General features: G+C 64.0%; 25 protein-coding genes. 13 read left to right on the top strand and 12 right to left on the bottom strand.

The features are described 5' to 3' along the window. Positions 1 to 210 precede the first annotated feature (210 nt). The 3 genes from LB556_RS05965 to LB556_RS05955 all read left to right on the top strand — a co-directional run bounded on the left by LB556_RS05965 (position 211) and on the right by LB556_RS05955 (position 3,098). A complete protein-coding gene (locus LB556_RS05965) occupies positions 211 to 1,188 on the top strand; it encodes an ABC transporter substrate-binding protein (RefSeq protein WP_224565030.1) in 978 nt (325 codons plus the stop codon). Positions 1,189 to 1,288: 100 nt separating this feature from the next. Continuing rightward, entirely contained in the window at positions 1,289 to 2,350 is a 1,062-nt protein-coding gene (locus LB556_RS05960; RefSeq protein ID WP_224565028.1) for an ABC transporter permease subunit, read from the top strand. Then, complete coding sequence (locus tag LB556_RS05955) at positions 2,343 to 3,098, top strand: ATP-binding cassette domain-containing protein (RefSeq protein WP_224565026.1); 756 nt, start codon at positions 2,343 to 2,345, stop codon at positions 3,096 to 3,098. The genes LB556_RS05960 and LB556_RS05955 overlap by 8 nt, the downstream gene beginning before the upstream one ends. 34 nt (positions 3,099 to 3,132) lie before the next feature. Here LB556_RS05955 and LB556_RS05950 read toward each other — a convergent pair whose 3' ends face one another. The 5 genes from LB556_RS05950 to LB556_RS05930 form a co-directional block, all read right to left on the bottom strand. Next, on the bottom strand, positions 3,133 to 3,909 hold the full coding sequence (locus LB556_RS05950) for an ATP-binding cassette domain-containing protein (protein WP_224565024.1): 777 nt from the start codon (positions 3,907 to 3,909) through the stop codon (positions 3,133 to 3,135). After that, entirely contained in the window at positions 3,906 to 4,694 is a 789-nt protein-coding gene (locus LB556_RS05945; RefSeq protein WP_224565022.1) for an ABC transporter ATP-binding protein, read from the bottom strand. The genes LB556_RS05950 and LB556_RS05945 overlap by 4 nt, the downstream gene beginning before the upstream one ends. Further along, positions 4,691 to 5,521, bottom strand: coding sequence for an ABC transporter permease (locus LB556_RS05940; RefSeq protein WP_224565020.1), 831 nt, complete (start codon positions 5,519 to 5,521; stop codon positions 4,691 to 4,693). Before LB556_RS05940 ends, LB556_RS05945 begins: the two co-directional genes overlap by 4 nt. After that, positions 5,518 to 6,504 (bottom strand): ABC transporter permease, encoded by a 987-nt coding sequence (locus LB556_RS05935; protein ID WP_224565018.1) that lies wholly within the window; start codon positions 6,502 to 6,504, stop codon positions 5,518 to 5,520. The genes LB556_RS05940 and LB556_RS05935 overlap by 4 nt, the downstream gene beginning before the upstream one ends. Positions 6,505 to 6,605: 101 nt before the next feature. Beyond that, positions 6,606 to 8,216, bottom strand: coding sequence for an ABC transporter substrate-binding protein (locus LB556_RS05930; protein ID WP_224565016.1), 1,611 nt, complete (start codon positions 8,214 to 8,216; stop codon positions 6,606 to 6,608). A gap of 374 nt (positions 8,217 to 8,590) precedes the next feature. On the opposite strand from LB556_RS05930, the gene LB556_RS05925 reads away from it, so the two are divergent. Beyond that, positions 8,591 to 9,781 carry a M24 family metallopeptidase gene (locus tag LB556_RS05925; RefSeq protein ID WP_224565014.1) on the top strand — a complete coding sequence of 397 codons (1,191 nt, stop codon included), beginning with the start codon at positions 8,591 to 8,593 and terminating at the stop codon, positions 9,779 to 9,781. A gap of 184 nt (positions 9,782 to 9,965) precedes the next feature. Here the strand turns inward: LB556_RS05925 and LB556_RS05920 are convergent, their stop codons facing one another. From LB556_RS05920 to LB556_RS05910, 3 genes are read right to left on the bottom strand one after another with little or no spacing between them, the layout of a single operon-like run. Further along, positions 9,966 to 10,385 (bottom strand): cupin domain-containing protein, encoded by a 420-nt coding sequence (locus tag LB556_RS05920; RefSeq protein ID WP_224565012.1) that lies wholly within the window; start codon positions 10,383 to 10,385, stop codon positions 9,966 to 9,968. 6 nt (positions 10,386 to 10,391) lie between these two features. Further along, positions 10,392 to 11,255 carry a phosphoenolpyruvate hydrolase family protein gene (locus LB556_RS05915; protein WP_224565010.1) on the bottom strand — a complete coding sequence of 288 codons (864 nt, stop codon included), beginning with the start codon at positions 11,253 to 11,255 and terminating at the stop codon, positions 10,392 to 10,394. Between the two features lie 9 nt (positions 11,256 to 11,264). Continuing rightward, positions 11,265 to 12,461: a Tm-1-like ATP-binding domain-containing protein gene (locus LB556_RS05910; RefSeq protein ID WP_224565008.1), complete on the bottom strand. Its 1,197-nt coding sequence runs from the start codon at positions 12,459 to 12,461 to the stop codon at positions 11,265 to 11,267. Between the two features lie 102 nt (positions 12,462 to 12,563). On the opposite strand from LB556_RS05910, the gene LB556_RS05905 reads away from it, so the two are divergent. The 7 genes from LB556_RS05905 to LB556_RS05875 all read left to right on the top strand — a co-directional run bounded on the left by LB556_RS05905 (position 12,564) and on the right by LB556_RS05875 (position 19,287). Further along, positions 12,564 to 13,229, top strand: a complete 666-nt coding sequence (locus LB556_RS05905; RefSeq protein ID WP_224565006.1) for a TetR/AcrR family transcriptional regulator — start codon at positions 12,564 to 12,566, stop codon at positions 13,227 to 13,229. Between the two features lie 375 nt (positions 13,230 to 13,604). Beyond that, positions 13,605 to 14,921 (top strand): ABC transporter substrate-binding protein, encoded by a 1,317-nt coding sequence (locus tag LB556_RS05900; RefSeq protein WP_224565005.1) that lies wholly within the window; start codon positions 13,605 to 13,607, stop codon positions 14,919 to 14,921. A gap of 69 nt (positions 14,922 to 14,990) precedes the next feature. Further along, on the top strand, positions 14,991 to 15,896 hold the full coding sequence (locus LB556_RS05895; RefSeq protein WP_224565002.1) for a carbohydrate ABC transporter permease: 906 nt from the start codon (positions 14,991 to 14,993) through the stop codon (positions 15,894 to 15,896). A gap of 1 nt (position 15,897) precedes the next feature. Next, complete coding sequence (locus tag LB556_RS05890; protein WP_224565000.1) at positions 15,898 to 16,857, top strand: carbohydrate ABC transporter permease; 960 nt, start codon at positions 15,898 to 15,900, stop codon at positions 16,855 to 16,857. Then, positions 16,854 to 17,084 (top strand): hypothetical protein, encoded by a 231-nt coding sequence (locus LB556_RS05885; protein ID WP_224564998.1) that lies wholly within the window; start codon positions 16,854 to 16,856, stop codon positions 17,082 to 17,084. The genes LB556_RS05890 and LB556_RS05885 overlap by 4 nt, the downstream gene beginning before the upstream one ends. Then, a complete protein-coding gene (locus tag LB556_RS05880) occupies positions 17,081 to 18,184 on the top strand; it encodes an ABC transporter ATP-binding protein (RefSeq protein WP_224564996.1) in 1,104 nt (367 codons plus the stop codon). Before LB556_RS05885 ends, LB556_RS05880 begins: the two co-directional genes overlap by 4 nt. Continuing rightward, complete coding sequence (locus tag LB556_RS05875) at positions 18,184 to 19,287, top strand: ABC transporter ATP-binding protein (protein ID WP_224564994.1); 1,104 nt, start codon at positions 18,184 to 18,186, stop codon at positions 19,285 to 19,287. The genes LB556_RS05880 and LB556_RS05875 overlap by 1 nt, the downstream gene beginning before the upstream one ends. A 34-nt stretch (positions 19,288 to 19,321) precedes the next feature. On the opposite strand, the gene LB556_RS05870 is transcribed toward LB556_RS05875, so the two are convergent. Beyond that, entirely contained in the window at positions 19,322 to 20,308 is a 987-nt protein-coding gene (locus tag LB556_RS05870) for an AraC family transcriptional regulator (protein WP_224564992.1), read from the bottom strand. A 178-nt stretch (positions 20,309 to 20,486) separates the two neighbouring features. Here LB556_RS05870 and LB556_RS05865 point away from each other — a divergent pair, with 178 nt between their 5' ends. After that, positions 20,487 to 21,701, top strand: a complete 1,215-nt coding sequence (locus LB556_RS05865; protein WP_224564990.1) for an MFS transporter — start codon at positions 20,487 to 20,489, stop codon at positions 21,699 to 21,701. 116 nt (positions 21,702 to 21,817) lie between these two features. Here the strand turns inward: LB556_RS05865 and LB556_RS05860 are convergent, their stop codons facing one another. Beyond that, positions 21,818 to 22,165, bottom strand: coding sequence for a GFA family protein (locus LB556_RS05860; RefSeq protein WP_224564988.1), 348 nt, complete (start codon positions 22,163 to 22,165; stop codon positions 21,818 to 21,820). A 115-nt stretch (positions 22,166 to 22,280) separates the two neighbouring features. Between LB556_RS05860 and LB556_RS05855 the strand changes: the two genes are divergently transcribed. Next, positions 22,281 to 23,585, top strand: a complete 1,305-nt coding sequence (locus tag LB556_RS05855; RefSeq protein WP_224564987.1) for an amidase — start codon at positions 22,281 to 22,283, stop codon at positions 23,583 to 23,585. A gap of 125 nt (positions 23,586 to 23,710) precedes the next feature. Here the strand turns inward: LB556_RS05855 and LB556_RS05850 are convergent, their stop codons facing one another. Both LB556_RS05850 and LB556_RS05845 read right to left on the bottom strand, forming a co-directional pair. After that, the gene (locus tag LB556_RS05850; RefSeq protein WP_224565084.1) at positions 23,711 to 24,691 is read right to left on the bottom strand and encodes a hydroxyacid dehydrogenase; all 981 of its coding nucleotides are present in this window, start codon (positions 24,689 to 24,691) and stop codon (positions 23,711 to 23,713) included. Between the two features lie 14 nt (positions 24,692 to 24,705). After that, a complete protein-coding gene (locus LB556_RS05845) occupies positions 24,706 to 25,422 on the bottom strand; it encodes a FadR/GntR family transcriptional regulator (protein ID WP_224564985.1) in 717 nt (238 codons plus the stop codon).

Genomic DNA, 25,422 nt, shown 5'->3' with positions numbered 1-25,422 from the left:
GCGGTTCCCTGACCTCACGGAGGCGAGGAAAGAGAACGCGGCGATTGTGCCGGTCGACTCGACCGGCCGACATTTAGACTGAGGGCGCTTGGGAGGAGCTGCCCGCGAAGGCAAACAGGCGTACCCGGCCGTCGGCTCCTGCCTCGCGCGGATGACGGCCATCACAAAATCACCGCAAACGGCAGAACTGCCGACAATGAGGAGGATGTCATGAAGAAGATCGTTGCCGCGCTCGCGGCGTTTGCCGTCAGCGCCACGGTACTGATGGCGCCCGCGCAGGCGCAGGACAAGAAATACACCATCGCGCTCATTCCGGGCCTCACCACCGACGGCTTCTACATCACCATGCGCAAGGGTGCCCAGGCGGCCGCCGATGCGCTCGGCGTGAATCTGGTCTTCCAGGGTGCTCCGGACTTCAACCCGGTCACCCAGGTGCCGGTGCTCGACGCTGTCATCGCCAAGAAGCCCGACGCGATCCTGATCGCGCCGACCGACAAGGTTCAGCTGGTCGAACCGCTGCGCAAGGCCAATGACGCCGGCATTCCGGTCATAACCGTCGATACGTTCATCGGCACGGGCGTCTACCAGACGGGTGCTGGCGATGCCGACTTCCCGCTGGCCTATATTGCCTCGGATAATGTGCTGGGCGGCGAGATCGCGGCGCGCGCATTGGCAACCGCCATCGGCGACAAGGGCAAGGTCTACGTCTCGAACGTCAAGCCCGGCATTTCGACCACCGACCAGCGCGAAGAGGGCTTCAAGAAGGAGATGGCCAAACATCCGGGCATCACCGTGCTGGAGACCCAGTTCAATGACGATGATGCCAACAAGGCGGCCTCGCAACTGCAGGCTGTGTTCGCGCGCAATCCCGATCTCGTCGGCGTGTTCGGCGCCAATCTGTTCTCGGCCCTGGGCGCCGCCAACGGCGTGAAGCAAGCGGGACAGACGGGAACCATCAAGGTCGTTGCGTTCGATGCGCCGACCAGCATCGTCGACAACATCAACACCGGCCTGGTTGATGTGGCGATCGCCCAGCATCCGGCCGAGATCGGTTACTTCGGCGTCGTCTCGGCTTATGCCCACCTGACCGGTCATTCGATCCCGGTCACGATCGGCACCGGCTTCACGATTATGGACAAGTCCAACATCGCGGACCCGAACATCTCGAAGTATCTCTACTCCGAGTAGGTCCAGACGAGCTTGGCTCCTCCCGGTTTCGCCCGGGGGGAGCCCGTGCCGGTCCCCGAAAGGCGGGCCTGTTTGAAGGCAGCCGCGCCGCGGAGTACTCATGACCTCGACATCACCAGCCCAGCCGGCCGAGAAGCATGTCGCGCCCCAGGCCGATCATGGCGATCCGGCCACGAGCCTGATCGGACGCATCGCCGAAGGGCGCGCCTGGTTGTTCCTCGCCGGCCTGATCATCTGCTTCGAGATCTGGTCGAGGGTCGCCTTCGGCGCCACCTTCGTGCTCAACCCCTTCAACCTGCAATCCATAGCCATATTCGCCGTGGCGCCGCTGCTGCTTGCGACCGGACAGACCTTCGTCATCATCTCGGGCGGGATCGACCTGTCGCTTGGCTTCATCATGGGGCTTGCCGCCGTCATTGCCGCGCATGCCACCAACATGGCGGGCGCCGCCATTCCTCTGCCGCTGGCCATGCTGGCGGGTATTCTTGCAGCCGTGATCGTCGCCGGCGTGCCCGGCGTCATCAATGGTTTGCTGATCTCGCGGCTCAGGGTGCCGCCCTTCATCGGCACGCTCGGCATGTTCGGCGTCGCGCGCGGTGTGGCCTTCCTGCTTGCCGGCGGCACGACGGTGCCGGTGCGGAATTCCTGGTTCGCGCTGCTCGGCAACGGCAGGTTTTACGGCGTGCCTTATCTGGTCTTGATCGCCGCCGTCTTCGTCATCGTGATGCACTATCTGCTCAGCCAGACGCGGTTCGGACAGCACAATTATGCCATTGGCGCCAATGTGCAGGCGGCGCGGCGTGCCGGCATCGACATCAGGGGCCACATATTGCGGCTCTATGTGCTGTCGGCGATGTGCGCCGGCCTTGGCGGGGCGCTCTACGCGGCGCGCTTCACGGCCGGTGCGGCGCAAGCCGGCGAGCCGCTGCTGCTTGACAGCGTCGCTGCGGTCGTCATCGGCGGCGCCAGCCTGTTCGGCGGCTCCGGCACGATACTGGGCACGGTCGCCGGCGCGCTGGTGATCGCGGTCATCCAGTACGGGCTGGTCTTCGTCAATGTCGAGCCGTTCTGGCAGTTCATCGCCGTCGGCGTCGTCATCATCATTTCCGTGCTCATAGACCAGGCGCAGCGCCGGTTCAGTGGAGGCCGCCAGGATGAATAGCACCGACCAGAACGCCCCTTTGCTCGAAGTCCGCAACCTGTCCAAGCATTTTGGCGCCGTGCGTGCGCTCAACGATTTCTCCATGGCGGTGCGGCCGGGCGAAGTGGTGGCGCTTGCCGGCGACAATGGCGCCGGCAAGACGACGCTGATCAAGGCGATCTCGGGCGTGTTCCAGCCGACGGGGGGCGAAATCCTGCTCGGCGGCCAGCCGGTGGCCTTCGCGACGCCCCAGGAAGCGCGCGAAAAAGGCATCGAGACGATCTATCAGGATCTGGCTCTAGCCGACAATCTGTCGATCGGCGCCAACATCTTCCTCGGCCGCGAACCGATGCGCAAGGCGTTCGGCTTCCTGCCGGTGCTCGACCGCAAGGCCATGGCAGAGGCCGCCAGGGAGACGATGAAGCGGCTGGATTTTCACGTCAGCCGGATGAACGCCCCGGTCAGCAATTTCTCCGGCGGCCAGCGTCAGGCCGTCGCGATCGGCCGCGCCGTCTACTGGGATGCGCAGATCCTCATCATGGACGAACCGACCGCCGCGCTCGGTGTGCCCGAGCAGCGCAAGGTGATCTCGCTCATTCATCAGCTCAAGGCGCAAGGACGCGGCGTGATCTTCATCTCGCACAATCTGCAGGATATTTTCGCCGTATCCGATCGCATCGTCGTGTTGCGGCGCGGCGTCCAGGCCGGCGAGCGCAAGATTTCCGAGACCAACCATGACGAAGTCGTCAAGCTGATGGTCGGGGGATAGGTGGGTTCTCCGTGGATCCAGCTCGAAGAGCCGATCATGGTCTGTATCTGTTCAATCTGGGCGCGGCCGCCACCAGTGCCTTGCCGACGGCCGACTGCGGCAAGTCGATGACGGTTCGGGCATCGCCGCTCTCGGCAATCCGTCCTGCATCGAGAAGTATGACGCGATGAGCGACCGCCCGGACCACGCCAAGATCATGCGAAATGAAGAGAAAGGCGATCCGTTCCCGGCGCTGCAGATCGAGCAGGAGGTCGAGAATCTGGCCGCGCACCGAGACGTCGAGCGCCGACACAGCTTCGTCGAGCACGATCAGCGACGGCTTCGTGGCGATGGCGCGGGCGATCGCCACGCGCTGCCGTTGGCCGCCGGAGATTTCATGGATGGCGCGCGGTGCGAGGTCGACGGCCAGCCCGACGCGTTCGAGCAAGGCGGCGATGCGGCGCGGACGCTCGGTGCGCGGCGCGATGCCATGGACGCGCAAGGGGTCGTCGAGGACGCGCGCCACCGTGGCGCGCGGATTGAAGGCCGCCAACGGATCCTGGAACACCATCTGCAGGCGCGCGCGGCGGGCGCGCAGGGCGACCCCGCGCAAGGCGAGGAAATCGCTGCCCTCAAACTCGATGCGCCCGGCGTCCGGCTCGATCAGGCGCAGCACGAGCCGTGCGATAGTCGATTTGCCGCTGCCGGAGGGGCCGGCCAGCGCCAGCGTTTCGCCAGGCTCGATCGTGAATGAGACGTCGTCCACCGCCGCGACAGGCTTGCCGGTGCGGCGGTAATTCTTGGTGAGGTTGGAAACCGCGAGCAGGCTCATGCGGGGAGTCCGCTTCGGTTCAACAGCAGGTCGGCATCGAGGCCGATATGAGCATCGAGAAGAGTGCGCGTGTAGGCTTGCGATGGCGCATCAATGATCTGCCTGGTCGTGCCAAGCTCGACCAACGCGCCATGACGAAATACGGCGATACGTTCGGCAAGCTCGGCGGCCAGCGCAATGTCATGGCTGATGAACAGCAGCGTCATGCCGTCCTCGGTCACCAGCCGGCGGATCAAGGCGACGATCTCGGCCTGCACGATGGTGTCGAGCGCGCTGGTCGCCTCGTCGGCAATCAGAAGTTTCGGCCCGGCGGCAATCGCGGCTGCAATCGCCACACGCTGCTTCTGGCCGCCGGAAAGCTGGTGCGGGAAGGCGTGCAGGGCGGAGTCGGGATCGGGCAGGCGGACGCGTTCGAGGAGGGTTCTGGCCTTGGCACGAGATGCCGGCCAGCCGAGGCCGAGATGGGTGTGCACCACTTCGGCGATCTGTTTGCTGACGCTCATCACCGGGTCGAGGCTGGCCGATGGGTCCTGGAAGACGAAGCCGATGTCGCGGCCGCCGAGCGGCGGTGCAAACCATTCGATGCTCCCCCCGATCCTGGCAGACTTCGGCAACAGCCCAGCGATCGCAAGCGCCAGCGTGCTCTTGCCCGAACCGCTTTCGCCGATAATCGCCAGCCGCTCGCCCGCTTGGACATCAAGAGTAACGTTCTTCAGCGCCGCGACCTCGATGCCATCGCGGCGGTGGGTCACCGCCAGGTCGCGGATTGACGCCAGCACGGTCACGACAGGCCCCTGCGTACGGCCGTCGTCTCGACGATGCCTTCGCCTGCGAGATAGACGCCCAATACCGTCAGCACCAGCGCGATGCCGGGGACGATCGACAGGAAAGGCGCGGTGCGCAAGACAGTACGGCCCTCCGCGATCATGCCGCCCCAGGTGACGCGGTTGGGATCGCCGAGGCCAAGGAAGGACAAGGCCGCTTCGGTGAGGATCGCGGCTGCGACGATCACGGATGACATCGCCAGCACCGGCGGCAAGGCGTTGGGCAGCACTTCGCGAAAAGCGATCTCCAGCGGATGCATGCCGATGACGCGGGCACCGGCGACATAGTCGCGCTCGCGGATCGACAGCACTTCCGCGCGGGCAATGCGCGCCGGTCCCGTCCAGGTGCCGAGCGCTATCGCCGCGACGACGACGCCGAGCGAAGGGCCAACGACACTGACGAAGGCCAGCGCCAGCAGGAAGCCAGGCACGGTCTGGAAGGCGTCGGCGATGCGCATCAGCACCTCATCGACGAGGCCGCCGGCAAAGCCAGCCAGCGTGCCGACGACCGCGCCGATGACAAGGGCCGCGGCGGCTGCCGCGAGCCCGACCGCCAGCGAGGTGCGTGCACCGTGGAACAGTTCGGCCAGCACGTCGCGGCCGAGCCTGTCGGTGCCGAGCGGAAGCGACCAGTCCTGGAATGGCGGCAGCAGCGCGGGGCCGGCAATGGCCTGCGGGTCTCCGGGAAACAGCAGCGACGCCGACAGCGCCATGGCGAACAGCACCGCCAGAAGGATGGCGCCGGCAACCGCCTCGGGCGTGTGCAGAAAGCGGCGCAGACGGCTCACGTGCCCGCCTCGCTGGCGCCGACGCGTGGGTCGAGGAAGGCATAGGCGATGTCGACAAGAAGGTTGATGAGGATGACGAGGACAGCGCTTGTGAGGATGATGCCAAGCAGCAAGGGGGTGTCGCGCGCGGCCACGGCTTCCTGCGCCAGCCGGCCAAGGCCGGGCACCGCAAAGACGCTTTCGATGACGACGCTGCCGCCCAGCATCTGCGCCGATTGCAGGCCGAGCATGGTGACCAGCGGCAGCAGCGCATTGCGGGCGACATGGGCGAGCACGATGCGGCGGCGCGATAGTCCCCTGGCGCGGGCGGCCAGCACAAAATCCTGGCGCCAGGCCTCGGCCATGCCGGCGCGCATCATGCGCAGATAGAGCGCCAGGTAGATGAAGCCGAGCGCGGAAACCGGCAACACCAGATGGACAGCGATGTCGGCGGCGCGGTCGAGACCGGTCTTGTTGGAAGCGAGGGTCTCGATGCCGCCGATCGGCAGCCAGCGCAGGTCGACGGCGAAGATCACGATAAGCACCAGGCCGAGCCAGAAACCGGGCACCGCGTAGAGCGCCAGTGAAGCGACGGAGAGAAAACGGTCGCGCAAGCTGCCAGGCCTTGCGCCGGCATAGATGCCGAGCGCCGAGCCGAGGCCGAAGGAGAGCGCGGTGGCGCTGACCATCAGGATGAGCGTGGTCGGCAGGCGTTCCAGGATGACGTCGCGGATTGGCCTGGAGAACGTCACCGACCGGCCGAGATCGAGATGCAGCAGCGCCCAAAGATAATTGGCGAGCCGCGTCAGCTCCGACTGGTCGAGGCCCCAGCGGTGGCGTAGCAGTTCGATCATGCCGGCATCGCCGCCGGTGGAGACGATATAGGCGTCGACGGCATCGCCCGGGGCAGCTTCAAGCAAAAGGAAGGCGCCGATGACGACTATCAGCAGCACGAAGATGCTGCCGACGAGGCGACGGCGGACGAGCGTGAGAGTGCGGGTCATAGCAACCGGGCGCAGCTTGCAAACGACAGAGGGGGGCGCGAAGGAACTCTCACCGTGGAAGCTGAGCACCCGATTACGCGATGCGCAAGCCGGATAAAACGCTAGCCCGCCAAATACGTGTCCGCCCAGTTCGAGACCGCCCAGCGCGGATTGTTGGCGATGTTGCCGACCTTGTCACTGGCGACGCTGATAAAACTCCATTCGGCGACGTTGATCAGCGGCAGGTCGGCCGCGACTTGCCTCTGGAATTCCTTGTAGAGGTCGGTGCGGGCAGCGGTGTCGAGCGTTTCCGATGCCTTGGCGATCAGCGCATCGAGTGCTGGGTTCTTGTAGCCGCCCTGGTTGGAGAAGGGCACGCCGTCGGGAATGCCGCTCTGCACCAGGATGGTGGTCCAGATCGCCGGGTCGCCGCGGAAGACCGGCGGGCCGACGGCGAGGTCGAAGGCGTGGTCGGTGTAGACAGCCTTGATGTGCGCGGCCGAGTCGTTGTTGACCAGTTGCGCGTCGATGCCTACCGCCGCGAGCGCCTGGCGCAGATAGTCGCCGAACTGTTTTGTCTCGTTGAAATAGGGGGCGGGCAAGAGCTTGAGCGAGAAGCGGTTGCCGTCGGCGCCTCGTCTGTATCCAGCTTGGTCGAGCAGGGCGTTGGCCTTGGCGACGTCGAAGGGATAGGTCGGCACGTCGGCGGTGTAGAACTGCGGATCGTTCTTCGGCACCGGGCCGGTGGCGGTGGCGGCATAACCGAGGAATACCGTCTTGACGACGAAGTCCTTGTCGATGGCGTGCGCGATGGCCTGGCGCACCTTCAGATCGGCCAGCTCCTTGCGGCGATGGTTGATCTCGACGACGAGCTGGTAGGTCAGACCTTCATAGCCCTTGGTGATCACCTTCAGGCCCGGCACTTTGGAGATGCGGTCGAGGTCGGCCAGCGGTACGGCGGAGAAAGCTGCGAGCTGTATTTCTTCCGCCTCGAGCGCGGCAGCGGCCGAGGTACGGTCGGGCAGGACCTGATAAATGATCTCGTCGAGATAGGGTTCGTCCTTGCCCCAGTAGTCCGTGTTCTTCGTCAGCCGGTAATACTGGCCGGCCTTGTACTCGCCGAACTTGAACGGACCGGTACCGATCGGCGCGTTGTTGGCCGGATTATCCTCGATCTTGCCGACCTCGTAGACATGCTTCGGCACGACGCTGCTCAGCGCCGGCAGCGCGTTGCGGATCAGCTGGAACGGCGTCGGCTTGGCGAATTTGAACACGGCGGTCAGATCGTCAGGGGTGTCGACCGCGCTGAGATCCTTGAACACCGTGCGGCCGAGATTCTGCAGCGGCTTCCAGATCTGCAGCGCCGAGAAGGCGACGTCGGCCGAGGTGAATGGCTTGCCGTCATGCCATTTGACTCCGTCGCGCAGCTTGAACGTTGCCGAGAGCCCGTCGGCCGCCCCTTCCCAGCTCACGGCCAGCCGTGGCGCGAGCCCGTCCTTGCCGTCGAAGGAGGCTTCGGCCAGCGTCTCGACGATCTTGCTGGAGATGAAGAAAACGCCGTTGGAGGCGACGATCGCCGGGTTGAGGTTGCGCGGCTCGGAATCGGCGGCAAGCACGAGCCGGCCGCCCTTTTTCGGCGTCTGTGCCCAGCCCAATGTCGGCATGGCCGTGGAGGCCAGCAGCATTGCCGGGCCGGTAAGCATGGTGCGTCTGGAAATGGTGAAACCTGACATGATCGAACTCCGTCCTCTCCGCGCGACCCGACCGGGCGCGACAACACCCTTCGAATGCCGACGCGTGCATCGGCATCCTCGCGGCGGGGATTATGAGCTTTGCCGAGGGTTTCGCCAGAGATGGAATTGGCGCATCCTTGCTTGGCTTGGAAATTTTCGCCCGCTGGACCAGCTTAGCTCAGCTTGGCCAATGCGGCTTTCTGGTAAGACCAGAAATTGTGGATCGTGGACGAATGACGGTTGGGTGACCGGTAAGTCGCGCTTTCGAAATGTTTCTGGCTGGACCAGAGCGAGAAAAATGGTGCAGATTTAATCATGAGCCAGCGGATCGGGTGCGAAACAGCGCCGATCCCGGGGAATTCAGGGAGAGAGTGATGAACATTGCGCCGGGCAAGAATGCCGTCAGCAATATCCCGTTCGACCAGGCCAGGGTCGACCGGCTGATGGAGGAGGCCGGCATCGACGTGCTGGTCGCGACCTCAAAGCACAACACGCAATATCTTTTGGGTGGCTACAAGTTCATCTTCTTCGCCGCCATGGATGCGATCGGCCACAGTCGCTACCTGCCGATCGTCGTTTACGAGAAGGACGGCCCCGACCATGCGGCCTATATCGGCAATCGCATGGAAGGCGGCGAGCATCAGAACCATCCGTTCTGGACGCCGACATTGCATGCTGCCTGCTGGGGCACGCTCGATGCCGCCAATCTCGCGGTAGAGCATTTGCGCAAGATCGGCAAGGACGCTGCCCGCATCGGCATCGAGCCCGGCTTCCTGCCGTCGGACGCCTATGCGCTGATCCGCAAGGCGCTGCCCGACGCGAAGTTGATCGACGCGACCGGCATGCTGGAAACCATGCGCGCCATCAAGACCGATGCCGAGCTGGAAAAGCTGCGCACCGCCTCCGAGTTGATCACCGATTCCATGCTGGCGACGATCGGCTGGGCGCGCGAGGGCACGACCAAGGCCGACATCATCGAGCAGTTGAGGCGCGAGGAGACCAATCGCGGCGCGCATTTCGAATATTGCCTGCTGACGCTGGGCTCGAGCCACAACCGCGCTTCATCAAGCCAAGCGTGGAAGAAGGGCGAGGTGCTGTCGATCGATTCCGGCGGCAATTATCACGGCTACATCGGCGATCTTTGTCGCATGGGCATTCTGGGCGAACCGGACGCCGAGTTGGAAGATCTGCTGGCCGAGGTCGAGACGGTGCAGCAGGCTGCGTTCTCGAAGGTGAAGGCGGGCACGCTTGGCGGCGACATGATCGCGCACGCGCAGAGCGTTCTGAAGGCTTCCAAGGTCGCGCCCTACACGGATTTCTTCGCGCACGGCATGGGGCTGATAACGCACGAGGCGCCGTTCCTGATGACCAACCATCCGGTCGCCTATGAAGGCACTTACGCGGCCAGGCCGTTGGAGAAAAACATGGTGTTGTCGGTGGAGACCACCATGCTTCACCCGATGCGCGGCTTCATCAAGCTGGAGGATACGGTGGCGGTGACGGATGCCGGTTATGTGATGTTCGGTGATCGAGGCAGGGGCTGGAACAGGGGCGGGGTGGCTTAGCGCCGGCGGCGCGCGCCCTCACCCGGATTGCCAGCCGAATTGCGAAGGGCAATTCGGGCCAATCCGACCTCTCCCCGAGGGGAGAGGAGCCGGCGCTGGCGTTTTTCTCTTCTCCCCGCCGGGGAGAAGGTGGCCGCGAAGCGGCCGGATGAGGGGGTGTCAAACACTCAGATGGCGGCAAACATCACCTCCCGCCGGCCGGAATCAACCTGAAATCCGGTAGCTCCCTCAGCCCAAGCTCCGGCCCGGCCGGTGAATAGACGACGAACAGTTGCATCGGGCCGTCGCCGGTGTTGAGCGTCGAATGGAAGCGGCTCTCGGGGACGTAGATGGTGCAGCCGGGCCCGACCTTCTCGACCACCGGATTGCCTTGTCCGTCCTCGACCATCTGTTCGCCATGGCCCGAAATGACGAAGATGATTTCCTCGGCACCCGGGTGGTTGTGGCGGGTATGGCCCTTGCCCGAGGGCAAGTCGACCACGCCGCCGGAAAAGCGGACGGCACCATTCACTTCCGGTGCAACGGTCAGGGACAATTTCCCCCAGTCGAAGCCGAAGGCGCTGACATCCTTCGGATAGACAAACACCTTGCTCTTGTCAGTCATCGCTCCTCATCCCTTCTTTTCCCGGCGGTCTTTTTCACCGCCGAGCGTAACCGCCTTGAAGTCCGCCGTCTGCCTGGCGATCGCAGCTTCCGCCGGCAGCCGTTCCATCGAGCTCGCGCCATAGAAACCGTGCAGGCCCCTGGCATGGGAGAGGATGTAACGCGCATCGTCGGGCATCGAGATCGGGCCGCCATGGCAAAGCAGGATGACGTCCTTGCGCACCGAGCGCGCCGCTTCGGCGATGGCGTCGATGGCAACGACGCAGTCGTCGAGCGACTTGGCCGAGGTGGCTCCGATCGAACCGCCGGTCGTCACGCCCATATGGGCGACGACGATATCGGCGCCGGCCCCGGTCATGGCGCGCGCCTCTTCGGGGTTGAAGACATAGGGGGTGGTCAGGAGGTCGAGCTTGTGCGCCTCGGCGATCATGTCGACCTCGAGGCCGAAGCCCATGCCTGTCTCCTCGAAGCTCTGCCGCATGGTGCCGTCGAAGAGACCGATGGTAGGAAAATTCTGCACGCCGGAAAAGCCCATCGTCTTCAGTTCGGCCAGCAGCAGCGGCATGATGACGAAAGGATCGGTGCCGTTGACGCCAGCCAGCACGGGCGTGTGTCTGACCACCGGCAAGACCTCGTAGGCCATCTCCTTGACGATCTCATTGGCGTTGCCATAGGCCAGCAAGCCGGCGGCCGAGCCGCGCCCGGCCATGCGGTAGCGGCCGGAATTGTAGATGATGATCAGGTCGATGCCGCCGGCCTCCTCGGCCTTGGCCGACAGGCCGGTGCCGGCGCCGCCGCCGACGATCGGCACGCCCTTGTCGATCATTCCCCGAAATTTCTTCAATATGTCCTTGCGCGGTATGGCCGGCATGTCTGGGTCTCACTGTCTGGCGATGTCGAGGAAGGCGGCGGTTGCCGCCTGGGCGAATTCGGGATCGTTGATGTGCAGCGGCAGGCGGGTGACGCGGCGCGTCGCATCCGGCCTGATGGTGCGCTCGATGGCGTCGAACAGGATGGCGTCGGCTTCCGGGTCGAAGAAGGGACCGCCTTCGATGTCGAGCGCGGAGACGCCTTTTTCCGGGATCAGGAAATGCAGCGGACCTTTGCAATGGGCGAGCCTGGTGCCGATCCATTCGCCGATCGCGCGACATTCCCGCGCGGTCGTGCGCATCAGCGTGACGTTCGGATTGTGCTCGTAGAACAACCGGCCGCGATAGCGCTCCGGAATGGTCGACGGCGCCCAGAAATTGACCATGTCGAGCGCGCCGACCGAGCCGACGTAAGGCAGGCCGGTGCGGGCGATGGCGCCGAAGCGATCCTGTGTCGCCGGCAGCACGCCGCCATAGAGGAGGTCGCAGACCTCGGTCGTGGTGATGTCGACGACACCAGACAGCAGACCGCTGTCGGCCAGTTTCTCCATGCTGCGGCCGCCTGTGCCGGTGGCGTGGAAGACCATGCAGTCGTATCCGGAGCGGAGTTGATCGGCGATCGCGGTCACGCAAGGCGTGGTGACGCCGAACATGGTGAGCCCGATCGATGCCTTGCCGTCCGCTGCCGGTGCCGGACTGGCCGCCATGCCGGCTATCGCCTGGGCGGCGTTGTGCAGCACGACGCGAGACAGCCGGTTGAGGCCGGCCATGTCGGTCACCGATGGCATCATGATGATGTCGGATACGTCCACATAGGGGGCGGTATCGCCCGAAGCCAATGTCGAGACCATCACCTTGGGCAGGCCGAGCGGCAGCGCGCGCATGCCCGCGGTGATGATCGACGTACCGCCGCCGCCGCCAATGCCGATCACACCCGATATGTCGGTCCGCGATTGGACAAAGCGTGTGAATGCCTCGGCCATCGCCGCGACCGATCTGCCTCGGTCATCGATGCCGAGCACCGCAGGGCGGCCATCGGGATGACAGGCGGCGACCTCCTCAGCCGATATGTCGACCGGCACGGTTGCGGCTCGCGTTCCGATATCGACGCGGGAAACGGCGGCGCCCGTCGCGGCGACCGCATCGGCCAGGAAGGCGAGTTCCTCACCCTTGGTGTCGGCCGTGCCGGCCACATAGATGCGCTTCATCAAGGGTTCCCCCAATCCCGGCGGCAGCGATGCGTGTGCCTCATCGCCAGGGCCGTGCTAAGACGCCATTGCAATTTTTTGAGACGCGCGTATCGTATTGGCATGGATGTCTCACGTCAACAACCGGCAACGAACGACGATACCGGTGAGAGGGCCGAGCGTGGACCGCGCGCGCGTACGAAACGGCTGATGCTCGAGACGGCGACAAGGCTGATGCAGGCGGGTATCACGCCGTCGGTCAGCGAGGTCGCGGAGGCTGCGGAAGTGTCCCGCGCCACCGCCTATCGCTATTTTCCGAGCCAGGCAGCCCTGGTGCAGGCGGTCGTCGACGAGGGGCTCGGACCGATCCTCACCTGGAAATCCACCGCCGCCGATGCCGAGCGCCGCGTCGCCGAACTGTTCGATACGGCCATGCCGCGCATAGAGGCCTTCGAGGCGACATTCAAGGCAGCGTTGAAGTTGTCGCTCGATCAATGGGCGCGGCGCCAGGCGGGCACGCTGGGCGGCGAGCCCCCCTTCACGCGCGGCCATCGCATCGAATTGCTGACGGAGGCGCTCGCGCCGCTCAGGGGCCGCCTGCCGCCACGCGACTTCAAGCGACTGGCGCAGGCGTTATCGCTGATCTTCGGGGTGGAGGTGCTGATCGTGCTAAAGGATATATGGGGTCTGGACAGCCGCCGGACGATGTCGGTCGCGCAATGGGCGGCGAGCGCGCTGGTGCGCGCGGCGATCGCGGATTTGTCCGCCGATACGCTGGAACGACGCTGACGACGATGCAGAAATAGCGCGTATCTGGTTCTACCAGATTTGAAACCCAATTGCTGATAATACCTGCAATGCAAATGCCCCGATAAGATCGAAGCGTATCAATCAGTAGGAAAATCCAGATAAAACAGGCGGATAAGTCTGGAATTCGCCGACTTTGTCCGGCATTATCGCTCAAGAAAGAGCTTGACTGGCATTCACAATTGGTAATACCAGATTGGAAAGAAAAGCGGATCGAAAGCGAGGGCGGCGATCCATTTCCGGACAGAGCGAGGAGGCTCCGAATTCGGAAAGCGCGACCACGGGAGGAACTACCAGGGCCGGCTCCGTCGCCGGCTCGCAAGACAAGGTAGAATGCGCACAAGGGAGGAAAACATTATGCGCAAGTTAGTGACCAGCATGCTTGCTGGTATCGGCTTAACGCTTGCCTGCGGAACGTCCGTCTACGCGCAGGAAAAGTCGCTCACCATCTTCTGGGCGGAATGGGATCCGGCCAACTACCTGCAGGAACTCGGCAACGAGTACGAGAAGGAAACCGGCGTCAAGATCACGGTGGAGACCACGCCCTGGTCCGATTTCCAGACCAAGGCCTTCACCGAGTTCAACGCCCATGGCGACGCTTATGACCTTGTCGTCGGTGACTCGCAGTGGCTCGGCGCCGGCTCGACCGGCGGTCACTATGTCGACCTGACCGACTTCTTCAAGAAGCACGATCTCGGCAACGTCATGGCGCCGGCGACGGTGAAATACTACGCCGAATATCCCGGCAACAGCGGCAAATACTGGGCGATCCCGCTGGAAGGCGATGCCGTCGGCTGGTCCTATCGCAAGGACTGGTTCGAGGATCCCAAGGAAAAGGAAGCGTTCAAGGCCAAGTATGGCTACGACCTCGACGTGCCGAAGGACTTCAAGGCGTTGCGTGATATCGCCGAGTTCTTCCACCGGCCGGACCAGAAGCGATACGGCATCGCCATCTACACCGACAATTCCTATGACGCGATGGCGATGGGCTTCGAGAACGCGCTGTTCTCCTATGGCGGCGAGCTGGGCGACTATTCGACCTACAAGGTCGACGGCCACATCAACTCCGACAAGGCGGTGGCCGCACTCGACGCCTATAAGGAACTCTACAAGTTCACGCCTCCGGGCTGGGCCAAATCGTTCTTCGTCGAGGACAACCAGGCGATCACCGAGAACCTGGCAGCGATGAGCATGAACTTCTTCGCGTTCTTCCCCTCGCTGATCAACGAGGCGTCTAACCCGAATGCCAAGAACACCGGCTTCTTCGCCAACCCTCCCGGTCCAAATGGCGATCAGTTCGCTGCACTTGGCGGGCAGGGCATCTCCGTTATCTCCTACTCGCAGAAGCAGGACGAGGCGATGAAGTTCCTGGAGTGGTTCATCAAGGACGAAACCCAGAAGAAGTGGGCGGCCCTCGGCGGCTACACCTGCAGCCAGGCGGTGCTCAAGTCGCCTGAGTTCCAGAACGCCACGCCCTACAACAAGGCCTTCTACGAGACCATGTTCAAGGTGAAGGATTTCTGGGCGGTGCCTGAATATGCCGAACTGCTGCAGCAGCTCAACCAGCGCATATATCCCTACATGATCGGCGGCAGTGGCACCGCCAAGGAAACGCTGGACGCATTGGCTGGAGACTGGAACGCGACCTTCAAGAAATACGGCCGCGTCCAATAATCGTTCATATCCCGCGGAGGGGGCGGTGTCGCCTCCTCCGTTTCTTTTTCTTGAACCGGGAGCAGGGTCTTGGCGACCACGATGATCACCACCCTCGACAGGTCCACGCGCGCCGCGGCACGCGGCCTGAGCGACATCTCGATCCGCAATCTCTTCATCATTCCGACGGTTCTGTTCCTGATCGTCTTCAACATCTTTCCGCTGATCTATTCGCTCGGCTATTCCTTCACCGACTTCCGCGCGTCGACCAACGCGCCGGCCAATTTCGTCGGGCTGCAGAACTATCGCGACCTGCTCAACGACCCCTATGTCTGGTCGAACTTCGCCATCACCGCGAAATACGTCATTGTCTCGGTCGTCGGACAGTTGCTTGTCGGCTTCGGCGTGGCGATGCTGCTAAACCGGGATATTCCCCTCAAGGGTCTTATCACCACGCTGCTGCTGCTGCCGATGATGCTGTCGATGGCGGTCGTCGGGCTGTTCTGGAAACTGCTGTACGACCCGTCATGGGGTGTCATCAACTATGCGCTCGGCCTCGGTAATTTCGAGTGGCTGGCCGACCCCAAAATGGCGCTCTACGCCGTTGCGTTGACCGACATCTGGATGTGGTCGCCCTTCGTAATGCTGCTGTCGCTCGCCGGTCTGTCGGCGGTGCCGAAGCATCTTTACGAGGCCGCCGCGATCGACCGCGCCGGGCCGTTCTACACCTTCTTCCGCATCACGCTGCCGCTGGTGGCGCCGATCCTGATGATCGCCATCATCTTCCGCACCATGGAAGCGTTCAAAACCTTCGACCTTGCCTACATCCTGACCAGCCAGCCGACGGCGGAGCTGATCTCGATCCGGCTCTACAAGATGGCGTTTCAGGAATGGCAGACGGGGCGCTCCTGCGCGATGGCCTACATCGTGCTGATCATGGTGCTGGCGATCACCAACATCTACGTCAAATACCTCAACAAGGTGAAGGAGCGCTGAGATGGCCGCCGTCCGCACTTCTTCCGAGATCACCGTCAACCGCATCGCCATCGTTGCCGTGCTGCTGGTGACGATAATCTTCCTGGCGCCGATCTACTGGATCGCCTCGACCGCCTTCAAGCCGCGCAATCTCGCCACCACCATTCCGCCGACCGTCGTCTTTCAGCCGGAGATATCCCCCTTCGTCAAGCTGTTCACCAAGCGCTCTCAATTGCGCAGTCCGCCGTCGCCGGAAGAGTACGCGGCGGCCCCATGGTGGGAGCGCGTCGTCTTCGACGGCGGCGAGAAGATCGTGCGCGACGGCAAGGGCCAGGTGCAATGGTCGGGCTATCCGAGCCGCTTCATGAATTCGCTGATCATCGCCATCACCTCGACGGTGCTGGCGGTCGGCATGGGCACATTCACCGCCTATGGTTTCTCGAGGTTCAAGGTGAAAGGGGAGGCGGACCTGCTCTTCTTCATCCTGTCGACACGCATGCTGCCGCCCGTGGTGGTGGCGATCCCGATGTTCCTGATGTACCGCGCCGTCGGGCTCAACGACACCCATATCGGCCTGATCATCCTCTACACTGCCTTCAACCTGTCCTTCTCGGTCTGGCTGATGAAGGGTTTCATGGACGAGATACCGAAGGAGTATGAGGAAGCGGCGCTCGTCGACGGCTATACGCGCATGGAAGCCTTCTTCAAGATCGTGCTGCCCGAGGCCGCCACCGGCATCGCCGCCACCGCCGTTTTCTGCTTCATCACGGCCTGGAACGAATATGCCTTCGCACTGATCATGACCAACCGCCGCGCCCAGACGGCGCCGCCCTTCATCCCGAGCCAGGTCGGCTCCGGCCTGCCGGACTGGACGGTGATCGCCGCCGGAACCTTCCTGTTCCTGCTGCCGGTCGCCATCTTCACCTTCCTGCTCCGCAATCATCTGTTGCGCGGCATGTCCTTTGGAGCGATCCGCAAATGAGCTTTCGCGCCATCAATCAGAAGTATCTGGAGCCCGGTAGCCAAGTGCTGATGGTGCTCGGCATCGTGGCGCTGTGCCAGCCCTGGAACATGACGCTGCACACCTATGGCTTGACCATCATCCTGATCGGGCTGATCGGCTTCAACATCACCTCGAAGATAGCGCCTGAGGAAGAGGCCGGCACCGGTCATGCCGCGGATGCGCGAAATCCGGGAGCGCAGCATTGACCCAGATCGAGCTTCGCGGCATCCAGAAGTTCTTCGGCGCCGTCCAGGTCATCAAGGACCTCAACCTCAAAATATCGGACAATGAGTTCATCGTGCTGCTCGGCCAGTCTGGTTGCGGCAAGACGACGACCTTGCGCGCCATCGCCGGGCTGGAAACAATCGACGAGGGCGACATCCTCATCGACGGCAAGCCGGTTCAGCATTTGAAGGCGGCCAACCGCGACATCGCCATGGTGTTCCAGTCGTTCTCGCTCTACCCGCATATGAGCGTCTACGAGAACATCGCCTTTCCACTTCGCGCCACGCGCCAGAGCAGGGCGGAGATCGACTCGGAAGTGCGCTCGGTCGCCAAGACGCTGCAGATTTCAGACCTGTTGGCCAAGAAGCCGTCGGCGCTATCAGGCGGCGACATGCAGCGCGTTGCCATAGGTCGGGCGCTGGTGCGGCGGCCGAAGGCGATGCTGATGGATGAGCCGATCGGCGCGCTCGACGCCAAGCTGCGCGAGGAGATGCGGGCCGAGATCAAGCGGCTGCACATCAAGCAGGGGTCGACGACCATCTACGTTACGCACGACCAGATCGAGGCTATGAGCCTGGCGGACCGCATCGTCATCATGCATGAAGGGGTGCTGCAGCAGGTGGGAACGCCCGACGAGGTCTATTCGCGGCCGGCCAACCTGTTCGTGGCGCAATTCGTCGGCAGCCCGGTGATGAACGTCGCCGACGCGGCCGTCGCCGAGACGGCGTCCTCCGTTTCGGTCTCGGTCGGCGGAGTGGCTTCCGGCTTCGAGTTTCCCCGTGCATTGCTGTCGAAGCTCAATGGCCATGCCGGTGGAAGCCTGGCGCTCGGCATCCGGCCCGAGGGCGTGCTCCTTCGCCGTGCCGCGGCCGACGGCTTCGTGCCCGTCGAAACGCAGATCGTCGAACCGCTCGGTTCTTTCGACATCGTCGACCTCAGGGTCGGCTCGGAAATGCTGCGGGCCCGCACCAAGAGCGGCTTCATTTCGGGCCCTGGCGAGAAAGTCTTTGCCAGGATCGATCCGACGCAGGCGCATTTCTTCGACAAGGCAAGCGGCAAGTCGCTTGAGGTGAGGCTCTGATGGCCCATATCCAGCTCAAGAACATCTCCAAGACCTTCGGTAACCACACCGCGTTGACCGGGCTCGATCTCGACATAGCCGATGGCGAATTCTTCGTCCTGCTCGGCGAGACGGGCGCCGGCAAGACGACGACGCTGCGGCTGATCGCCGGCCTGGAGAAGCCGAGCCAGGGGCAGGTCCTCATCGACGGGGTCGACGTCGCCGACTGGGGCGCCGCCGAGCGCGACGTGGCGCTGGTGCTGCAGCAATATTCGCTGTATCCACGCTACACCGTGCGCGAGAATCTCGAATTTCCGCTGAAGCCGAAGATCCGTCGGCTGCCGGACGCCGAGATCAAGGATCGCGTTGACCGCGCCGCCCGCACGCTCCGGATCGAGCACCTGCTCGACCGCAAGACCGATCGCCTGTCCGGCGGCGAGATGCAGCGCGTTTCGATCGGCCGCGCCATCGTACGCAAGCCGCGCGTGTTCCTGATGGACGAGCCGCTGTCGGCGCTCGACGCCAAGTTGCGCGAGGCGCTGCGCACGGAGCTTAAGAACCTGCAGATACAGCTCGGCGCCACCTTCCTGTTCGTCACCCACGACCAGATCGAGGCGATGTCGATGGGCGACAAGGTCGGTGTGCTCAACCATGGCCGCATCGTCCAGACCGGCACGCCGCACGAGATCTACAACAATCCGCGCGACACCTATGTGGCGAGCTTCGTCGGCTCGCCGCCGATGAATCTCATCGACGGCAGGCTGGTGAACGGCCGCGCGGTCATGGCGCCATTGAATTTCGAACTGCCTTTTTCAGGGGGAGCCAGGACTTTCGCGGGGGCGGAGACGAGCGCGGCGACCGAGGGGCGCCCGCTCGTCTTCGGTATCCGTCCCGAGGACGTCTTTCTGGAGAGCGGCGCACCGGTCGAGGCGCATGTCCACGACGTCGAGAACCATGGCGTGGAAAAGATCCTGACTTTGCGTGTGGGCGAAACCACGTTGCGCGCCACGGTGCCGGCAAGGACCGATGTCGCGATCGAGCAGCCGGTGCGCTTTGCCTGGAACCCCGACAAGGTGGTGCTGTTCGACAAGGGCAGCGGCGTCAATCTGCGCCACGCCTCGTAGGCGCTACTTCGATTCAGCGGACGGGGCCTGAACGTCAATTGGCCTGGCGGATCTCCGCCTGCTCCACGGCGCGGAAATGGCTGGGAGCCGAGCCGATGACGCGCTTGAAGGCACGGCTGAAGGCGGCGTCCGATTCATAGCCGAGACGGGCGGCAACGATCGATATTTTCATCCGGTCGCGGACCAGCCACTGCCTCGCCTGGTGCATCCTGACCTGGGTGACGTATTTTGCCGGCGTCTGGCCGACGATGGTGGCGAAACGCTCGGCAAAGCCCGAGCGCGAGGCGCCCATCATCCTGGCCAGCGACTCGACCGTCCAGTCGTGGTCAGGCTCGAGATGGATGGCGGCCAGAACACGGCCGATGTCGCGATCCCGGACCGCCGCGATCCAGCCGGAGGCGTCGCCGCAGCCGCGCTCGACCCATGAGCGGATGACGGTCGCGGCGAGCACATCGGCCAGCCGCGCCAGAATGCCGCCGGAGCCGACGCGCTCCAGCGTCACTTCGCGCGCCATCGATTCCAGGAGATGCGGAATGCCCGGTTCATAGGCTTCCAGTTCGTGCGTTCGCATCACCTCCGGCATCATGCCGAGCAGGGGATGAAGGCCATCGAGGTTGAAATACATGCTGGCGCAGAACAGCAGCGTTCCCGGCTGGCAATTCTTGCCGCACATCTCCGCGTTCGACGTGCAGTAGACGTCCTTGCAGACTTCCTCGAGCTCGTAGCCATGGATAGGCCAGGTCCGCGCACCCGGCTCGCTGGCCAGCACATGAGCCTCGCCGCGCGGCAAAAGCACCGCATCGCCGGCATTGAGTTGCACCCATTCGCCGGAGGGCTGCTTCAGCCAGCAACCCTTGCGGCCGATGAAATGGAACCGGGCCCCGGGCTGGGCCGGAAACTGAATGCCCCACGGCTCCTTCATTTCGCAGCGTCCATACTCGACGCCGTCCAGACGCAGCCCGCGCAATATGTCAGTCAACGGGTCGCCGGTAACAGGTATTTTGGACGAACGGTCATGCATTGTGGGGTTTGTAACATGGAAACTCCAGCCTGTCACTCCCTATGTTGCGGTGCAGCCAAATGCTGCGCCGCAACAGACCGAAGGCCGGATCATAGCCAAGCCGAGACGGCAGGCGTGTAACGGGTGGCCCGAGCCGGTCATTTTCTATGTGGCGCTGCAAACAGATCGGAGACTGACCATGGCCGAACCCACGACAGGCGTCATCGACGCCGCACTTCTGAACCCCGCAGAATCCGATGAACGAACCGAACCGGCGTGGGGTGCCGTGGTTTCGCTCGCCCTTGGCGTTTTCGGTCTTGTCACCGCCGAATTCCTGCCCGCCAGCCTGTTGACGCCGATGGCGCACGATCTGGGCGTAAGCGAAGGCGTGGCCGGGCAGGCGGTGACCGCAACCGCCATCGTCGGCGCCATCGCCGCCCCCACCATGGCCATCATCACAAGGCGCATGGACCGCAGGGTGGTGATGTGGATGCTGACGATGTTCCTCATCCTGTCCAACCTTCTCGCCACCTTTGCCTCGTCCCTGCCCATGCTCCTGCTGGCCCGCGTCGTGCTCGGCGTGGCCCTTGGCGGCTTCTGGGCAATGTCGGCGGCCATGGCGCTGCGGCTGGTGCCGATGCGGCTGATGCCGCGCGCCATGTCGATCATCCTGACCGGCGTGTCGCTGGCAACCGTCACCGCGGCTCCTGTCGGCGCCTATGTCGGCGACGTCTGGGGCTGGCGAACGGCATTCATGATCGCGACCATCGTCGGGGCGCTGGCTCTGCTGGTGCAGGTGGCCACCATTCCGAAGCTGCCGCCGGTCGGCGTCGCGAGCTTCCGCACCCTGCTCGAGGTGCTGGAACGCCCGATGATCAGGATCGCGTTGCTGGTTGTGCTGCTGGTCGCGTCCGGGCACTTTGCCGGCTTCACCTACGTCCGCCCTTTCCTCGAAAAGGTGCCGGCGCTCGACATCGAGACGATCTCTCTCGTGCTTTTGGCGTACGGCATCGGTGGCTTCTTCGGCAATCTTGCCGGCGGCTTCCTGGCTGAGCGCAACCTCAAGGCAGCCGTCGCCCTGGCGCCCTTGCTGATCGGGCTGGCGGCCGTCTCGCTGCTGGCTCTGGGTGCTTCGCCATTGGCGTCGGCAGCGGCAGTCGCCGTCTGGGGCTTTGCCTTTGGCGCCGTGCCTGTCGGGCTACAGACGTGGCTGGTGCGTGAGGCGCCGGATCAGGCGGAGAGCGCCGGCGGACTGATGGTCGCGACTTTCCAGGTGGCCATTGCGCTCGGCGCCATCTTTGGCGGCCTGCTGGTCGACCATACCGGCGTGGCAAGCGCCTTCGCCTATTGCGGCGCAGCGACGCTGGCGGCGGCTGTCGTGGTGTTCGTGATGGGACCGAAGCGCGCCCAATAGCAGCTCCAACAGCCATCCCTGACATATCCCGGCGGCCCGAGAAACCATCACGGTTTCGGGCCGCCGGATATGTTGTGATGGGCAAATAACGGCTGATGGGTGGGTTATCGGGACGGCTAGACCGCGCGCCCGTCGAAATCGAAGATCGACAAGGTGGCAGGATCGATGTCGGCAACGCAGTTGATATTGACGTAGGCGCTGCGTTCACTGCCTTCGCGGACGTCCTCGGCGAAAGGGTGGATGCCGCAGGTGCGGCAGAAGCGGTGCGCGATGGCGTGATTGCCGAATGTGTAGCTGCCTAAGTCATCGCCCCAGGCCAGGACCGTCATGCTCTCATGCGGGATGGCACACAAGAGCGTGCCCTTGCGCGCGCAGATCGAACAATTGCACCTGATGGCCCCGGTCAGTTCCGCCTCGAACTCGAAGGCGACCTTGCCGCAGTGGCAGCTGCCTTTGTGGAGCATCAATGTCTTCCTATGGCTGGCAGGTGCAAAGGCACGCTGGCCGGGTTATTCCTTCGGCAGGCTTAGCGGCTACCTGCCCTAAGGACGTTCTATCCTGGCGGAGTCCGACATCGACATGCAATCCATCCGTGACCGTCTCGAAATCATCCTGTCACGTCTTGCCAATCGTGCGGCCGACGAGAAGGTCTATGCCAAGCTCTATACCGACGCCGCACGCGCGGCAGCCGACGCCAGCGATGCCCGCAAGCGGGCCGGCGTGACGTTCGGCCCGCTCGACGGCACCATCGTCTCGATCAAGGATCTGTTCGATGTCGCCGGCGAGGCGACTATGGCGGGCTCGCTGATGCTCAGGACCGCCGCGCCGGCGCTGCATGACGCGGCCATCGTCAGCCGGCTGCGGCAGGCCGGCGCGGTCATCATCGGCAAGACCAACATGACCGAATTCGCCTTCACCGCGATCGGCGACAACATGCATTACGGAACGCCCGGCAATGCCGTCGACGCTAGGCGTATTCCAGGCGGCTCGTCATCCGGGGCCGGTGTGTCTGTCGGAGAGGGGACGAGCGAAATCTCCATCGGCTCCGACACCGGGGGCTCGATACGCATTCCGGCGGCGCTCAACGGCGTCGTCGGGTTCAAGCCGACGGCGCGGCGCGTACCGCTGACCGGCGCCTTTCCGCTTTCGGTTACGTTGGATTCGATCGGGCCGCTCGCCCGAACCGTCTCGCAATGCGCCGCCGCCGACGCCGTCATGGCCGGCGAGGTGCCGAGCGAACTGGCGGCCATACAACTCGCCGGGCTTCGTGTCGGTGTCCCGAGGGGCGTTCTTTTCGGCGACACGGAAGACAGGGTTTCCGCGGCCTTCGAGCTCTGCCTTGGCAAGATCGAACAGGCCGGCGCGCGCATTGCGGATCTGTCGATCGACGACATGATCGCGGAGCTGCGCGCGGCCACCAAGCGCGGCTCGATCGCCGCGATGGAAGGAGCCGAGGTGCACGCCGATTGGCTGGCGACCGGCGCATCGGTGCCGGTCGACCCGCATGTCAGCGGCCCTCTGTCGCGTGCCGCCCTTCTGCCGGTGCCGGTCTATGTCAGGGCGCTACGCCGCCGTGCCACGCTTGTCGCCGCCATGGACGAGCGGCTGGCGTCGGTTGACGTGCTGGCGCTGCCGACCACGCCGGTGACGGCGCCGGCCATCGCTTCGCTGGCCGAGGATGCCGAACTGCGCAATCGCATCGAAGGCCTGCTTTTGCGCAACACGCAAATTGCCAACCAGTTCGACCTCTGCGCGATCTCGTTGCCGATGCCCGATACGGCGATGCCGGCCGGTTTGATGCTGGTGGCGCGCAGCGGCCATGACCGGTATCTGCTGCGAGTTGCCGCCGAGGTGGAGAGACTGCTGGATGCCGATCGGCCGTGAGCAGCGAATTGCCGGATCAGTGCGATCAGCAGGGTTGCCTTCGCTGTCTTGGCGGTGCGCACGATGAGGCGAAGACCGGACATGGGCGGAACCTCGCGGAAAGTCGGGGGCGAAACCGCGCTGCGCTATATCTCGGTTGGAAACCGCCGCCGGTAGCGGTCGACCACTTCCGGATTGCGCAGATTGACCGGCAGCTTGCCTGCCAGCACGAGCAAGGCTTCGCCTGCCGCGCCGACGCCCATGCGCATCATCGATTCCTCGGTAATCCCTGCCATATGCGGAGTGATGATGACGTTGTCGAAGCCGAAATAGGGATGATCTGCCGCTAGCGGCTGCGTCGAGAAAACGTCAAGCGCGGCACCGCCGATGCGGCGCTCCCGCAAGGCCTCGATCAGCGCGTCGTCGTCGACCACCGGCCCGCGCGACACGTTGATCAGCAGTGCGTTGGGTTTCATGCGGGCGATGCGCTCGCGGCTGACAAGGCCACGCGTCTCCGGCGTCAGCGGACAGCAGAGCACGATGATGTCGCTCTGCTCGACCAGCGCATCGATCGACAGGAAGCCGACCTTGTCGGGCGCCGGCTGCATGCTGCGCGTGGTGGCCACCACCTTGAGGTCGAAGCCGTGCGCGGCGATGTGGCCGACGGCTTGCCCGACAGCACCAAGACCGACGATGCCGATGGTCTTGCCGGCGAGTTCGATGTTGGCGTTGGCATGCTCGCGGCCGGCCAGCCAGCCTTTCGTGCGCAGGTCGCGGTCGATCCTACGGAATTGCCGCAGCAGTGCAAGCGCTGTGAACATCACATGTTCGGCGACCGAGCGGGCATTGACCGCCGGCACGTTCGCCACCAGCACGCCGGCCGCAGCGGCTGCTTCCATCGGGATCATGTCTAGCCCGGCGCCATGGCGGATCGCGGCCCTCAGCTTCCAGGCGCCCTCGAACAATGCCGGCGGCAACGGCGCCCGCACGATGACGATATCGGCGTCTTTTGCTTCGGTGGTCAAGGTGGCGGCATCGAGCGCCGAGGCGACCACGAGCTGACCGGCGCCCGCCAGCTTGGCCGATGCCTGCGGGTGCAGCGGGTGTGTCGACAGGATCTTGGGCACGGTCTGGGCCACGCTCAGGCCTTTTCGAGCGCCGGACTGGAGGGCGCAACCTTGCCGCCCTCGATCAGCCCTTTCCAATAGCTTTCCGCGCCCTGCAGGTGGGCGCTCATCAGCGCCTGTGCGAGATTGCCGTCGCGGCGCAGCAGCGCCTCATAGATCTGCACGTGTTCGGCATGCGAACGCACGCTGCGTTCGGGATCGTTGAAGTAGATCGGCAGGCGCTGCTCGCCCATCAGATAGTAGACGCTGCAGATGTTGTGGAAGACGCCGTTCTTGGTGGCACGCACAATCTCGAGGTGAAACTCGCGGTCCTCCCTGGCGAGGCCTTCGCCTGCGGCGATGCGCTCCTCGGAGGCCTTGAGGATTTCGCGCAGCCTTTCGAAATTCTCCTCGGTCGCGCGCGAGCAGGCAAGCTCGGCGGCCTTGATTTCGTGAATCTTGCGCAACTCGACCGTTTCATAAATCTGCAAGGGATCGAGCGGCAGGCCGGCGCGTGCGAACAGCGCCAGCGCCTCGACGCTCGCCTGCTTGGTGTCGATGTAGATGCCTGATTTGGCGCGGCGCTCGAGGATGCGCATGGCTTCGAGGATGGCGAGCGCTTCGCGGATCTGACCACGGCTGACGGCGAAATGCTCCGCCAGCTCACGTTCCGAAGGCGTGCGTCCGCTCTCCTTGTCCGAGTGGGTGAACAGATAGGCAGCGAGTTCCGCGAGAAGGTTCTTTTCTTTCAT

It is taken from the genome of Mesorhizobium sp. ES1-4, assembly GCF_020164745.1.
Taxonomy (GTDB): domain Bacteria; phylum Pseudomonadota; class Alphaproteobacteria; order Rhizobiales; family Rhizobiaceae; genus Mesorhizobium.
The sequence above is the reverse complement of the archived record's forward strand: the minus strand, read 5'-3'. Positions and strand labels throughout refer to the sequence as shown.

Excerpts from the sequence above, each read along its gene's own strand:
- LB556_RS05965 (WP_224565030.1), top strand. The coding sequence starts at position 211 with ATGAAGAAGATCGTTGCCGCGCTCGCGGCGTTTGCCGTCAGCGCCACG.
- LB556_RS05960 (WP_224565028.1), top strand. The coding sequence starts at position 1,289 with ATGACCTCGACATCACCAGCCCAGCCGGCCGAGAAGCATGTCGCGCCC.
- LB556_RS05955 (WP_224565026.1), top strand. The coding sequence starts at position 2,343 with ATGAATAGCACCGACCAGAACGCCCCTTTGCTCGAAGTCCGCAACCTG.
- LB556_RS05950 (WP_224565024.1), bottom strand. The coding sequence starts at position 3,909 with ATGAGCCTGCTCGCGGTTTCCAACCTCACCAAGAATTACCGCCGCACC.
- LB556_RS05935 (WP_224565018.1), bottom strand. The coding sequence starts at position 6,504 with ATGACCCGCACTCTCACGCTCGTCCGCCGTCGCCTCGTCGGCAGCATC.
- LB556_RS05930 (WP_224565016.1), bottom strand. The coding sequence starts at position 8,216 with ATGTCAGGTTTCACCATTTCCAGACGCACCATGCTTACCGGCCCGGCA.
- LB556_RS05925 (WP_224565014.1), top strand. The coding sequence starts at position 8,591 with ATGAACATTGCGCCGGGCAAGAATGCCGTCAGCAATATCCCGTTCGAC.
- LB556_RS05920 (WP_224565012.1), bottom strand. The coding sequence starts at position 10,385 with ATGACTGACAAGAGCAAGGTGTTTGTCTATCCGAAGGATGTCAGCGCC.
- LB556_RS05915 (WP_224565010.1), bottom strand. The coding sequence starts at position 11,255 with ATGCCGGCCATACCGCGCAAGGACATATTGAAGAAATTTCGGGGAATG.
- LB556_RS05910 (WP_224565008.1), bottom strand. The coding sequence starts at position 12,461 with ATGAAGCGCATCTATGTGGCCGGCACGGCCGACACCAAGGGTGAGGAA.
- LB556_RS05905 (WP_224565006.1), top strand. The coding sequence starts at position 12,564 with ATGGATGTCTCACGTCAACAACCGGCAACGAACGACGATACCGGTGAG.
- LB556_RS05900 (WP_224565005.1), top strand. The coding sequence starts at position 13,605 with ATGCGCAAGTTAGTGACCAGCATGCTTGCTGGTATCGGCTTAACGCTT.
- LB556_RS05890 (WP_224565000.1), top strand. The coding sequence starts at position 15,898 with ATGGCCGCCGTCCGCACTTCTTCCGAGATCACCGTCAACCGCATCGCC.
- LB556_RS05885 (WP_224564998.1), top strand. The coding sequence starts at position 16,854 with ATGAGCTTTCGCGCCATCAATCAGAAGTATCTGGAGCCCGGTAGCCAA.
- LB556_RS05875 (WP_224564994.1), top strand. The coding sequence starts at position 18,184 with ATGGCCCATATCCAGCTCAAGAACATCTCCAAGACCTTCGGTAACCAC.
- LB556_RS05870 (WP_224564992.1), bottom strand. The coding sequence starts at position 20,308 with ATGCATGACCGTTCGTCCAAAATACCTGTTACCGGCGACCCGTTGACT.
- LB556_RS05865 (WP_224564990.1), top strand. The coding sequence starts at position 20,487 with ATGGCCGAACCCACGACAGGCGTCATCGACGCCGCACTTCTGAACCCC.
- LB556_RS05860 (WP_224564988.1), bottom strand. The coding sequence starts at position 22,165 with ATGCTCCACAAAGGCAGCTGCCACTGCGGCAAGGTCGCCTTCGAGTTC.
- LB556_RS05855 (WP_224564987.1), top strand. The coding sequence starts at position 22,281 with ATGCAATCCATCCGTGACCGTCTCGAAATCATCCTGTCACGTCTTGCC.
- LB556_RS05845 (WP_224564985.1), bottom strand. The coding sequence starts at position 25,422 with ATGAAAGAAAAGAACCTTCTCGCGGAACTCGCTGCCTATCTGTTCACC.